The organism is Gottfriedia sp. NPDC057991 (genome assembly GCF_042886615.1).
Lineage (GTDB): Bacteria > Bacillota > Bacilli > Bacillales > Bacillaceae_G > Gottfriedia.
The window spans coordinates 406,730-420,474 of the sequence record NZ_JBHVQN010000004.1; the positions used below are offsets into that span (position 1 = coordinate 406,730).

10 protein-coding genes are annotated in these 13,745 nt (G+C 34.0%); 2 read left to right on the forward strand and 8 right to left on the reverse strand.

The window, feature by feature from the left end; genetic code table 11:
- Nucleotides 1–71 precede the first annotated feature (71 nt).
- On the reverse strand, nt 72–1,565 hold the full coding sequence (locus tag ACFVR2_RS16160) for an aldehyde dehydrogenase family protein (RefSeq protein ID WP_387363650.1): 1,494 nt from the start codon (nt 1,563–1,565) through the stop codon (nt 72–74).
- A 263-nt stretch (nt 1,566–1,828) separates the two neighbouring features.
- On the opposite strand from ACFVR2_RS16160, the gene ACFVR2_RS16165 reads away from it, so the two are divergent.
- Entirely contained in the window at nt 1,829–1,963 is a 135-nt protein-coding gene (locus tag ACFVR2_RS16165; protein WP_286131749.1) for a hypothetical protein, read from the forward strand.
- 24 nt (nt 1,964–1,987) lie between these two features.
- Here the strand turns inward: ACFVR2_RS16165 and ACFVR2_RS16170 are convergent, their stop codons facing one another.
- The 5 genes from ACFVR2_RS16170 to ACFVR2_RS16190 all read right to left on the reverse strand — a co-directional run bounded on the left by ACFVR2_RS16170 (nt 1,988) and on the right by ACFVR2_RS16190 (nt 8,014).
- Nucleotides 1,988–4,117, reverse strand: coding sequence for a sigma 54-interacting transcriptional regulator (locus tag ACFVR2_RS16170; protein WP_387363654.1), 2,130 nt, complete (start codon nt 4,115–4,117; stop codon nt 1,988–1,990).
- 216 nt (nt 4,118–4,333) lie between these two features.
- Entirely contained in the window at nt 4,334–4,582 is a 249-nt protein-coding gene (locus tag ACFVR2_RS16175; protein WP_387363657.1) for a biotin/lipoyl attachment domain-containing protein, read from the reverse strand.
- A gap of 109 nt (nt 4,583–4,691) precedes the next feature.
- On the reverse strand, nt 4,692–4,976 hold the full coding sequence (locus tag ACFVR2_RS16180) for an SAV0927 family protein (protein WP_387363660.1): 285 nt from the start codon (nt 4,974–4,976) through the stop codon (nt 4,692–4,694).
- 20 nt (nt 4,977–4,996) lie between these two features.
- Nucleotides 4,997–6,295 carry a Glu/Leu/Phe/Val family dehydrogenase gene (locus ACFVR2_RS16185; protein WP_387363663.1) on the reverse strand — a complete coding sequence of 433 codons (1,299 nt, stop codon included), beginning with the start codon at nt 6,293–6,295 and terminating at the stop codon, nt 4,997–4,999.
- Between the two features lie 381 nt (nt 6,296–6,676).
- Entirely contained in the window at nt 6,677–8,014 is a 1,338-nt protein-coding gene (locus tag ACFVR2_RS16190) for an APC family permease (RefSeq protein ID WP_387363666.1), read from the reverse strand.
- A gap of 527 nt (nt 8,015–8,541) precedes the next feature.
- On the opposite strand from ACFVR2_RS16190, the gene ACFVR2_RS16195 reads away from it, so the two are divergent.
- Entirely contained in the window at nt 8,542–9,975 is a 1,434-nt protein-coding gene (locus ACFVR2_RS16195) for an APC family permease (protein ID WP_387363669.1), read from the forward strand.
- 144 nt (nt 9,976–10,119) lie between these two features.
- On the opposite strand, the gene ACFVR2_RS16200 is transcribed toward ACFVR2_RS16195, so the two are convergent.
- Entirely contained in the window at nt 10,120–11,562 is a 1,443-nt protein-coding gene (locus ACFVR2_RS16200) for a glycoside hydrolase family 1 protein (protein ID WP_387363672.1), read from the reverse strand.
- Nucleotides 11,563–11,639: 77 nt separating this feature from the next.
- A complete protein-coding gene (locus ACFVR2_RS16205) occupies nt 11,640–13,502 on the reverse strand; it encodes a beta-glucoside-specific PTS transporter subunit IIABC (RefSeq protein ID WP_387363675.1) in 1,863 nt (620 codons plus the stop codon).
- Between the last annotated feature and the right edge of the window lie 243 nt (nt 13,503–13,745).

Sequence of the window (13,745 nt, forward strand, 5' to 3'; positions counted from 1 at the left end):
TTTGTTCACTCCTATAGTCGTTTTATCTATTTTTTTCTTTCCTATCTGTCTCTTCTTATAACTGCCTAAAATTATTCTGCAAACCATCCAATTGGTTCAACTTGTAAGTTAATGTTAATTTGCTTAATTTCTTGGAATTCTTCTAGCCCAAACGTACCTAAGCTACGTCCTACACCGCTTTGTTTGTAGCCACCCCAAGGTGCTTCATTGTATGTTGGGTGGTAAGAGTTAATCCAAGTAATGCCTGAACGTAGCTTTTTAATTACCCTTAAAGCTTTCGCTCCATCTTTACTAAAGACAGCACCTGCTAAACCATATACAGTTCCGTTTGCAAGTTTTAACGCTTCTTCTTCAGATTTAAACTTTTGAATACATACGACTGGACCAAAAATTTCTTCTTGGACGATGCGCATATTTTGTTCAACATCTACAAAAACAGTTGGTTCAACAAAATAACCTTTTTCTAAACCACCTTTTTCAATACGATTTCCTCCGCAAGCAAGTGTTGCGCCTTCTTCTTTGCCTATTTGTATATAGCTTAAAACTTTTTCTAAATGCTCTTTACTAACTAGTGGACCCATTTCGGTTTCAGCTACATCCCCAGGGCCGACTTTAATTTTCCTAGCACGCTCTACAAAGCGATCTACGAAGCGATCATAAATTGATTCTTCTACTAATATTCTTGATCCAGATGAACAAACTTGACCTGAACCTGCATAAATTCCAAATAGAGCATAATCGACAGCCGTTTCAAAATCTGCATCTGCAAAAATGATATTCGGAGATTTCCCACCAAGCTCAAGTGATACTTTTTTCATCGTATCTGCCGCTGTTTTCATGATATGTTTACCTGTTTTTGTTCCACCTGTGAATGAAACCATATCAACATCAGGGTTGGCAGCGATTTCATTTCCAACCACCGGACCAGCACCCATAACCATATTTGCTACACCTTGTGGAAGACCAACCTCTTCAAAAATTTCAAATAATTTCTTAGGAGTCACTGGTGTTACTTCTGATGGTTTGAAAACAATTGTATTACCTGCCGCTAACGCAGGAGCAATTTTCCATATACTCATTAATAGCGGATAGTTCCAAGGAACAATTAATCCGCATACTCCTATTGGTTCACGAACAACCATCGCCTGCATAGGATCTGCTACATGATAAGTAAACCCATCTGGCTTTGTAATTAATCCTGCATAATAACGAAAACAAGCTGCTGCATCAGCAACATCAAAGCCCGCTTCACGATGTGGTTTTCCATTATCTAACGTTTCAAGTTTTGTTAATTCTTCTTGGTACTCTTCTATTTTGTCTGCAATTTTAAATAAGTAAGTTGCTCTTTCTTGAGCAGATAAATCAGACCATCTTCCATCATTGAATGCTTTACGAGCAACATCAATTGCTTCTTTCGCATCTTCAACCGTTCCTTCAGGAGCATATGCAATGATTTCTCCATTTGCTGGGTTAATAACAGGGCGTTTCTCATGATTGCTAGAATCTTTCCATTCGCCATTAATAAACATCTTTAAATCAATTGTTTTAAATTGAACATCGACCATTGTATATAAACCCTCCTTAAATTCTTAACAACTTAATAGATTGCAAGAACCGTGCCAACTTTAATACACCTAATTTATAAGGGTTTTACTTCAATAACCTGTACATTATTATTCAATTTTGCATAACACTATTACAATTTGCATAATCTTTAAAACTCGTAAAATTTCTATGATAATTAAACGTTTTTAAAACTATTTCTGTAAAACGACATATTAAGAAAATTCATTGCATAGGCTAGAACACCATGAAAGGAGGAATTATTATGTTGCTTGCAGGAACATGCATTGCGGTGGGACTCATCATCATATTCATGGCATTTAGTCTCTCGAGGGACCAAGTTAGTATGACTGAAGTAATTGATAGTAATGTTGAAAATATAGGGGATTTAGAGAAATAAAAAAACGCACTCTGTGCGTTTTTTCTAATTAAATGACATAAAGTCACTATTCATATTCTTTTCATTCATTATTTTTTGATACTTGCGACTTACCGAGGACTGACTAATCCCTAAAACCTGTGCAGCCTTCGTTGTTGTTTTATATTGCTTCATCGCAAGCATAATAAGTTGCTCCTCAACATAATCAATTGCTTCTTGTAGAGGAATTACTTTATTAATGACTGGTTTAGATTTATTGAAGTCATAGCTATTTGGTAAGAATTGATTAACATCCTCTGCATTAATAATTTGATCTTCAGCAGAGACGACTAATCTTTCTATGATGTTTTGAAGTTCTCTGACATTCCCTGGCCAAGAATAAAATTCTAATACGTTAATTGCATCTGGTGTAAGATGAAAACTCTTATTATATTTTTCATTTAATTGCTGTAAGAAATGGAAAGATAATAATGAGATATCTTCAATTCTTTCTCTTAATGGTGGAATGTTTAAAGGTATAACATTTAGTCGATAATACAAATCCTCCCTAAATGTACGATCCTCAACCATTTTTTCTAATCTTTTATTTGTAGCTGCAATAATTTGTACATTTACTTTAATTGGCTTTGTACTTCCAACTGGAATTACTTCTTGTTCTTGAAGGACTCTAAGCAATTTAACTTGTAAATGCAATGGCATTTCACCAATTTCATCTAAAAATAAAACGCCTTCATCTGCTTGCTTAAAATAGCCATCCTTATTTTGATCCGCTCCTGTAAACGCTCCCTTAATATAGCCAAAAAGCTCACTTTCCAGAAGATTTTCAGGTATTGCACCGCAATTTAATTTTAAAAACGGTTTTGCAGAACGGTTTCCTAATTGATGAATAGCCTGTGCAATTACTTCCTTCCCTACACCAGACTCTCCATGCAGTAACACAGTGGAAGAAAAATCAGCAATTTTTTTCGCTTGATTGATGATTTGCTCCATTTTAGGACTGCAGTAAATCAGCTTTTTAACAAACTGATCCTTGCTCTTTATATCTTCTAGCTCCTTTTTATATTGCTCAGAAATCTTCTTCATTTCTTTTAATTCCGTTTTAAGGCGTGAAGTTTCTGTAATATCTCTAGAAGCAATAATAATACGCTCAATTTCCATATTCTCATCAAAAACCGGATTTCCTACTGCAAGTACTTTACGTCCATTAATTGTTTCTTGAACAATTGATACTTTCTTCTTTTTTTCTAAAACTAATTTTGTAACAGATGGCGTAAAAAGTCCTTGGTTTTCGAATTCTAAAATACTCTTTCCAAGTAGTTCCTTTAAATCTACATTCCAAAATCCAGGAATTATATTTTCACTGTAACGAATTAGCTCACCCTTGCGATTTACTACAAGTATTTCATCATAAATACTCGATAAAATAGCATTCAAATCTTTATTTAAATCTTTTACATATTCAATTTCGGAAGCCATTTCTTCAACCATTGGGAGATCTTGTACAACAATAACGATTCCTTCAACCTCGTTATCAACGAAAATTGGGCTATAATCAACAAGAACACCCATATCGTCATTTATTTGAATCTGATTAAGAATTGTTTTACCTGTAGCAAATACATTTTCAACTTGTTCACCGCTAAAAATAGTTTCTGCTTTTGTATTAATTACTTTTTCAGATGTTGATTTAATCATTTTTAACCCAGCATCATTGCAATTAATAATAACTTTATTTTTATCTACTACAAACGTTCCCATTGGTATTGAAGTCAAAATACTTTTTAATAAATCTACACTTTTATTTTCTTGTTTGAAAAGCTCCGCTAATATATCTTCTCGAAGTATGTAACCTATTGGCATATCTTCTTCTTTTACGATCGAGATTGGTTCACCAATAATTTGAAATAGATCTGTTAATGAAATTTGCCCACTTAAGCAATAAACACTCTTAATTGATTGAGAGGAACTAGTAATCTTTGAAATTGCTATATTTTTCTTTTTATCATTACCTTGAATAATATTATTGAATTGAACATAACCAAAAATCTGATTTTGCTTACGTAAGAATAAAAAGGGTTCATTTACATAGGATAAATCGATTTCATCATTTTCCTTGTACTGATCGATATCTATTGTGATGACTGGTCTTATTTGTTTCTCATTTATTGATAACATTTCTTTCCCCCCTTATATCTAAACCATTATACATTCCTATTTTAGCAGAATTTTTAAATTTATCATAAAAATCTAAAATTAAAATTTACTAATCTATTTAACTTAAACAAAAATAAAGGGCAGTCTCTTAAGTCTTTCGACCAGAGACACCCCTTTATTTGTTAGAAAAGAGAACGAACGCGTTAATTGATTCAAAATTATCTAATCACACTCTACTCAATCGCTAGCCGTAACAAACAAATCCTCTTTAACATACGCAAGAACCATTCCAGGAACTATCTTGTCTCCAATTGAGACCTCCATTGAAACAACTTCACCGCTTATTCCTTGATGAATAATTTTTGTAACTCCATCTGTAGTTTTAATAAAGAATAACGGCTCCCATTCATAAATTCTTGAATCTTTCTGAATAGCAGTTTCTTCAACTGTTCCATGGTAGTCACTGACAATGACTCCATAATACATAAAGCTCACTCCTTTTTTGCACATTAAGAATGTTTTAAATTTCTCCGCCTCTGTCTTCGCCTTAAAGTTCGCTAATCAGCGAGTTTCCTATAAAAAATAATTCCTCATTTTATAACTCACAAATGTGTTTTGATGGTAAAACCATGCTAAAGAAATTTTGGATTTCTGAAATATCTTCCTCAGCAATACCTAATTTAGGAGCCCAATAATGTTCAGATTGAATATCTTCTAAACATAATAACGACATTTTACTAGATTGAATTGATGTAACCATTGATTTTCCATAAAAGTGACTTGAAAAGGCAATCGATAAATCATATCTATTATTTTGAGTTAATAAACAATAGTGGTGTACAAGCTGTTTTTCCGTTGATTCAGAAATAATATCGATCATTCTAAATCTCTCCTTTTGTTTTAGTATTTTATCCAACCTCTCAAGCGACAAGCTTCAGCAATTTTACGAATGCCTTCGATATAAGCTGCTATTTTCATGTTTACATTATATTTTTGCGATGTTTTATAAACTTTTAAAAAGCTATCTGTCATTTTTTCTTTTAATCTCTCGTCTACAGTACTTTCAGACCAATAATAACCTTGCATATTTTGACACCATTCAAAATACGAAACAACAACCCCACCTGAGTTGGCTAAAATATCGGGAACGACTAAAATCTCTTTTTGATCAAGGATTTCTAGCGCTTCTTTAGTAGTCGGTCCATTCGCTGCTTCAACAACAATCTTACATTTCAATTTATCCGCATTACGGTTGTTTATCACTCCACTTATTGCTGCTGGAATTAAAACATCACATTCTTTTTCTAATAACTCTTGATTAGAAATCGCATTTTTAAATAAGTTAGAAACAACTCCAAATGAATCTCTATTGTCTAATAAATATGGAATGTCTAAACCTTTTGGATCATAAATTCCTCCAAGTACATCTGAAACTCCAACAACCTTTGCTCCAGCTTCATGTAAGTATTGTGCTAAGTAACTACCAACATTTCCAAAGCCTTGAATAATGACTTTCATATTTTTAATCTCGATTTTCTGTATTTCACTAATTAGCTCGAGAGCATAAAATACTCCTTTTGATGTTGCCGTCTCTCGACCTACTGAACCTCCTAAAGTTATGGGTTTACCAGTAATAAAACTTGGCGAATCAAACTCTCTAATATGGTCATATTCATCTAGCATCCAAGCCATTACTTGTGCGTTTGTATACATATCAGGTGCTGGAATATCTTTAGTAGGTCCTACAATTTGGCTTACAGCTCTTACATAACCTCTACTTAATTTTTCTAGCTCATTCATGCTTAATAGTCTTGGGTCACAAACAACCCCACCTTTTGCTCCACCATAAGGTAAATCAGTAATACTACACTTTAAACTCATCCAGCCAGCTAATGCTTTTACTTCCTCTGGCGTTACATCAGGATGAAATCTGATTCCCCCTTTTGTAGGTCCTAATGCATCATTATGTTGTGCTCTATATCCTTGAAATACTTTCGTCTCACCATTATCCATTTGAACGGGAATACTAAATTCTAAAAATCGCATTGGTGTTTTAAGGAAATCAAATACTTGGCTCGGATAGTTCATTATGCCAATTGCTTCATTTAGCGTTTCTCTAAACTCCTGAAGGGAATCATCTATTTCTATCTGCTCACTACTCTTTTCAATTTGTTCTGCTTCAGTTAAATTTGAGCTCATTTTACACACCTCATTAGTTATTTTTAAAATTTAATAGCAATTCCTGTGCCAACTTGAAATCATTTCATCATTTTGTGATGAGATAAAACAGACAAATGCTTATTAGATAGGCAATTATAAGACTTTCATTACTTTTTATATTTTTTCGAATGATCCTTAAAAGTCGTTTTTTCTTCAAGAACCAAATTCGATTTTTTAGTGGATATATGATTAAATGCATGAATTATTCAATTTTGCATTAATCATTATTCAAAATTGAATTACCTAATTTGCACTCTCAAGGAAGGAGAAAATGTAAACCAACAATTCTGGTATAGATCAAAACGCAAAAAAGCCACAAGGAAATTAATTGCCTTGTGACTTTTCGTCTTTGTGTGTTTATTACACCGCAGCTTCTTCTTCATATTTAGGAGGTGCAATTTGGAATGCCTTTGTAAGATAAATTAAATATAATAAACCAACGACGAACCAAATTGTTCCCATTATTAATGAGCTTTTTTCAATGTTGAACCATAGGATTGCTACAGATGCGGCCCCAATTAAAGGCAAAATTAGGTAAGAAAAGGTGCCCTTGACTGATCTAAGCTTTCTTCGAATGTAAAAATGGTTAATGACTGATAAATTAACAAAAGTAAATGCCATTAATGCTCCGAAGTTAATTAATGAAGTAGCTGTTACCAAGTTGAAAAAAATGGCTGATAATGAAATCACTCCAACGAAAATTACATTAAATGCTGGTGTTTTCCATTTTGGATGAACGAATCCAAACCATTTATCTGGGAAAACTTTGTCGCGCCCCATTACATATAACAAACGTGAGACACTCGCATGTGATGCCAATGCAGAAGCTAGTGTATTAATAAAGGTAATGCATAAGAAAATTGATTGAAATAATTTACCACCTACATATAATGCAATCTCTGGTGATGCAGCATCTGGATGCTTAAATCTAGATATGTCCGGATAGTATAGTTGAATGAAAAATGATGTAACTGTGAAGATTACGCCTCCCCAAAGTGCTGTGTAAAGAATTGCTTTAGGAATTGTTTTTGCTGGGTTTATTGCCTCTTCTGATAAAGTAGAAACAGCATCAAATCCTAAGAATGAGAAGCAAAGAATTGTTGCACCGGTTACTAATGTACCAAAATGCATTCCTACATTAAAAAGTGGTTTTATACTGAATCCGCCATAACCTTCTCCATGATGTAAGCCTTGGATTACAAGAACGATAAAGACAACCATAATCGCAAGCTGAACTAATACAAAGAAGGTATTGAAATTCGCCAGCATATTAATACTTCTTAAGTTTAAGAAAGTAACTAGTACTACAAATCCAATTACCCAAATCCAAGTTGGAACATTAGGAAAAAGGGCATTTAAGTAAATTTTAGTTAATAAAGCATTTACCATCGGTAGGAACAAGTAATCTAATAATGATGACCAGCCAACTAGAAAACCTAAGTGTCCACTAATTGCTTTCTGGGTATATGTATAAGCTGACCCAGCTTCAGGAAATTCTCTTACAAGCTTTCCGTAGCTAACCGCTGTAAATAACATTCCTATTAGAGCTACTATATATGCACTTGGTACGTGACCATTAGTTACATCAGATACAATTCCAAATGTGTCGAAAACAACCATAGGGGTCATATAGGCTAACCCCATCATAACTACTTGCCATAACTTTAAGGATCTTTTTAACTGTGTTTTATTTTCCACCTATCATATCCCCTTCGTTTTAGATTAAGCGCTTACACTACATTTACTACTTCTCTATAATTCTTACTTTTCCGACAGAAACCTCCTTTTTTTGAATATTTAAATAAGTCATTTTCTAGAATTGCAAGTTTTATGCCAAAATATTAATTTTTTGTAAACGTTATAAAGAACACCTACTATTGCTTTGAAATGATTAAGTATTGATCGAAAAAGCGAAATTCCTTTCACTAAAATCAACTTTTATGATTAGCCTGATTGTTATTCATTCCTGCATACATTATTCAAGACCTCATAGGAATTACTTCTCTTTTTATATGAATCTCTAAATTAATCCCATCTATTAGACTGGCACGGAAGTTGCATTGATAACTGTAAAATATCACTCTGCCCAATTTTAGGTCCGAGCATAATATGTAGATTTTGTAGCCGATTGATAATAAAACTTTTAGTTAATCAAATCGCATTAACTACGAGTTTAATTATAAGAAAATTCTGTTAATAAATTTCGAATTTGGAGGAGATGATTTATGAGTAAACAAGGCATTGATTCAGATGGTTTACAATCGTTTAATTACAAACAGGAATTACAGCGATCATTAAAATTTTTTAGTTCATTTGCAGTTGCGTTCTCGTTTATCTCAATTACAACTGGTATTTTTAGCTCTTATAGTCTTGCTTTAGGAGCCGCCGGACCTGCTGGAATTTGGACGTGGCCATTTGTCATGGTGGGACATTTACTTGTAGCTTTAATATTTGCAGATTTATCGAGCAAAATTCCTTTAAGTGGCTATGTATATCAATGGGTTAGCCGTTTAACGAATCGGGGATTTGGTTGGTTTACAGGTTGGGCAGCATTATGTTACTTAATTATTGTTGTTCCTACTGTTGATTATGGTGTAGCACCAATTTTTCTTGATTTACTTGGTATTAAGAGTACTACTACAGTTCTTACAACCGTCGTATTAATTACAATCGTTATACAAGCATTATTAAATATTTACGGAGTAAGGATTGCTACAATCATTAATAATTCAGCTGTCTATACAGAAGTAATCGGATTTATTGGCATTATTATTATTTTAAGCTTTGTCTTATTTTTCAAAGGAGCAGATTTTTCATTATTAACTTATACTGCTCACAAGGTTGGTTCAAATGGAAGCTATTTTACAGCATTTGTACTAGCAGTCGTAATGGGCTCTTATACATTAGTAGGCTTTGAAGCAGCGGCTAATTTAGCAGAAGAAACAGTTGATGCTAATAAAACCGTACCTAAAGCCATCGTTTACTCAATGTTACTTGCAGGTGTAATTGGATTTGTATTCTTAATCATTGTTACTTCGGGAATTAAAGATATTAACGGAATCATGGCTTCTGCTTCCCCTATTTCTGATATTTTACAATCACGTTTGGGCACTGCAGTTGCTGACTTCTTCCTTGCATTAGTTATTGTGTCAATTTTTGCTTGTGGATTAATTATTATGGCTTCTGCTTCTCGACTTATTTACGCCCTTTCAAGAGACAATGTGTTTTTCGCTTCAAATGTGTTTAAAAAAGTAGATAAAAAACACAATGTACCGTACAATGCGATAATTTTAGTTTCTGTATTAGGCATAATTGCTGTATTCTATTTTGGGAAACTATCTTTATTAATAGGTACTTCTGCGGCACTTCCGGCCATTATTTACTTAATAACTGTAATCGCATACGCTACTAAAATTAAGACCTTACCGGATACAGATGGTTTTAAGTTAGGAAAATGGCGACTACCTGTTACGATTCTTGCGATTATTTGGTTAGTATTTGAAGTTGGTATTTTAACTCTATCAAAAGACTTTTTACCAACGACTAAAGTTATCCTTTATTTATTTCTTGCTGGCATCGTTATTTATTGGGCTGTATTCAGATCTAGAATACAAGAAGGTAAAATTGGTATTAATTTAGAGAAGGATTTGGATGTTTAAAAGAAAAAATAAAGCCGAAACTCCTTATATGGGAGATCGGCTTTTTATTAATTAATAATGGTAGATTAGTATTCTAGCTTTAATGTTATAAAAATAACGTACATATTCACTTACAAATATGTACGTTATTTCTTATCTCTTTAATTAATCAAGTTGTTCCCCATTCGTTTGAATCACATTTTGGTACCAATAAAATGATTTTTTCTTTTTGCGCACTAAAGTTCCGCTTCCATCATCTTGCTTGTCTACGTAAATAAAGCCGTAACGTTTAGACATTTCACCTGTAGACGCACTTACTAAGTCAATGCATCCCCATGGAGTGTAACCCATCAGTTCGACACCATCCTCGATTGCTTCACCGATTGCCTCAATATGACTACGAAGATAATCAATACGATAATCATCATTAATCGAACCATCTTCTTCTACTTGATCGTATGCGCCAAGACCATTTTCTACGATGAATAATGGTTTTTGGTAGTGGTCATATAATTGATTTAATCCAATGCGAAGACCAGTTGGATCGATTTCCCAACCCCAATCACTTTCTTTTAAAAATGGATTTTTAACGCCACCAACTAAATTACCTTGGCTACTTTCTTCGTTCGTTTTATGTTTTTTCTCAGTGCGTGACATATAGTAGCTTAGCGAAATGAAATCAACTGTTCCTTCTTTAATGATTTCTAAGTCACCGTCTTGAATGTCTAAGTTGATATCATTTTCTTTCCAGTAGCGTTTTGCGAATGCTGGATATGCTCCTCTAACTTGTACATCACCACAGTAGTTATTCCACAGGCGAGACTCTTGTAGAGCATACATCACATTTTCAGGGTTTGAGTCGTAATTGTAAGTTGGAACATACACAAGCATACAACCAATTTGACTACCTGGAATGATCTTATGTCCTGCTTTTACAGCTAACGCACTTGCTACAAATTGGTGGTGAAGCCCTTGGAAGCTATCCTGCAATTGTGTTTCTTTACTTTCAGGTGAAAAACCCAGACCTAATAGTGGTAAATGTGTTGCACCATTAATTTCGTTAAAAGTTAACCAGTATTTTACTTTATTTTTGTAGTACTCAAATAATGTTGTTGCATATCGATTAAAGAATCCGATTACTTTACGGTTACGCCAGCCACCATATTCTGTAATTAAGTGTAATGGAATTTCGTAGTGAGAAATTGTTACAACTGGTTCAATATTATATTTTTTTAGTTCATCAAACACACGGTCATAGAAAGCTAAACCTGCTTCGTTTGGCTCTACTTCATCGCCTTTTGGAAAGATACGACTCCAAGCGATACTCATACGATATGTTTTAAATCCCATTTCTGCAAAAAGTGCAATATCTTCTTTATAACGGTGATAGAAGTCAATTCCATCATGATTTGGATAGACGTATTTTTCTTTATTTATTTTAAAATCAAATCCTGGTTCTTGAATGACTTTTAGTCTTACTTTTCCTCCAGGCATAACATCTGCTAAATTTAACCCTTTTCCACCTTCTTGGTAAGCACCTTCTAATTGATTGGCAGCAGTTGCTCCTCCCCATAGAAATCCTTTAGGAAATGAATAGCTTTTTGACATAATAATCCCCTCCACAATTTTTATCAAAATATTCTGACTGCTGACTTTAAACTCAACAGTCAGAATCGTTTTCTAAATTAACCGCAAATCGTTAAAAGTGTTTCATTTTCTTTAACGTTTTCTTTATTTACTGCATTAATTTCTAGATAATTAGTACTATTTGTAATAACGATAGGAGTTGTAACCTCGTAGCCTGCTTCTTTAATTTTTTCTAAATCAAATTCAACAAGTAAGTCCCCAGCTTTCACGACGTCACCTTGGCTAATGTGTGCTGTAAAAAATTCCCCATCTAATTTAACTGTGTCCATTCCAACGTGAATTAGAATTTCAATTCCATTTTCAGATGTAATGCCAATCGCGTGCTTCGTTCTAAATAAAGTTGTAACAACTCCATTTACAGGAGAAACGACTTTTCCTTCTTGAGGTTCAATGGCAATACCTTTACCTAAAGCTTCACTAGAGAATGTAGCATCCTTTACATCAGTTAAAGGTACAACTTTTCCTTTTATAGGACTTACTACTTCTTGAATACGATTTTGATCAACGTTTTTCACTTCATTTACTACTTTTTCTTCCTTTTTGTCTTTTTTTACTTCTACATCCTCGAAGCCAATAAAGTACGCTGCGACTGTACCTGCGATAAACGCAATTGGCAAACCAATCAACGCATAAACAAATGTATCACCAATAAAGAAAGGAATTCCTGGAAGACCAGCATTACTTGGAATAACGTATAGTTTTACGGCCATCAATGCATAGTAAGCTCCACCGATTGCTCCACCAACTAAAGCCCCAATGAATGGCTTTTTAAGTCTCATATTTACACCATACATAGCTGGTTCTGTTACACCCATTAAAGCTGTCATACTAACTGAAAGTGCTAATGATTTAAATGATTTATTTTTTGATTTTAAGAATACTGCAAAAGCCGCTCCAGCTTGGCCCATATTAGCCATAAACATTGCTGGAAGGATTGTATCGTATCCTTTTGTGCTTAAGTTTCCAACTACAATTGGAAGAAACGCGTAGTGCATCCCAGTCATAACGATTAAAGAGAATGTACCTCCAAGCAGAAGTCCTGCAAAAATGCCAGTATGAGCATATAGGAAAGTAACACCTTTAGAAAGACCAGTACCAATGAATACACCAAGTGGACCAACAGCAATTAAAGTGATTGGAACCATTACCAATAGAGTAATAGTCGGAACGATAATCAGTTTAACCATGCTTGGAGTTACACGATCAGTCCATTTTTCTACATAAGATGCAATCCAAACTGCCAATAAGATCGGGATAACAGATGATGCATATGTTACAACCGTTACAGGAAGACCGATAAAGTGTACCGGTTTGCCACTACTTAATAACGCTGTAATGGATGGATGCATAATGGCACCAGCGATGGAAACTGCAACAAATTGATTGGACCCAAATTTTTTCGCTGCACTAAAAGCAACTAAGAACGGTATGAAGTAGAATGCACCGTCTCCAATCGCATTCATAATAATATATGCTTGGCTTTTGTCTGAAATCCAGTGGAATGTCAAAAGAATAGCAAGGATTGCTTTGATCATACCTGCTCCAGTGATTGCAGGTAATATTGGTGCGAATGTTCCAGATATTACATCAAAAATACTTCCGATCCCTTTTCCTTTAGTCTTTTTATTACCATCTGAATTACCAGAATTAATATTGGCAATTTTATTAATTTCATCAAATACTTTTACAACATCGTTTCCTATGATTACTTGAAACTGAGTGCCACTTCTGTTTACCCCCATGACACCATCAATTGCCTCGATTTTAGCTTTGTTTTTATCTGCAATGCTATCGTCGTTCAAATTAAATCGAAGCCTAGTAATACAATGGATCAAATTGGTTATATTTTTTTCCCCACCGACTAAATCTATAATCTCTCTAGCAGTTCGCTTATAATCCACAAATACCCCTCCTCAAATCATGGAAAATTCCAAAAATATTTAATACATTTTTCAAATTGCTATTTTAGTAAAATAAAAAACCTAAACTACAGGTGCATGTAAAAATCATCATACACTCTTGTAATTTAGGTTTTGCCTGCATGACCAGTAACAATCCTGAATTTTGATATTTAATTTTTAACTAAATACAACGATATGTTAACTGGCCCATCTTGAGTTCCCTCGTCCGGATCAAAAGTGTCC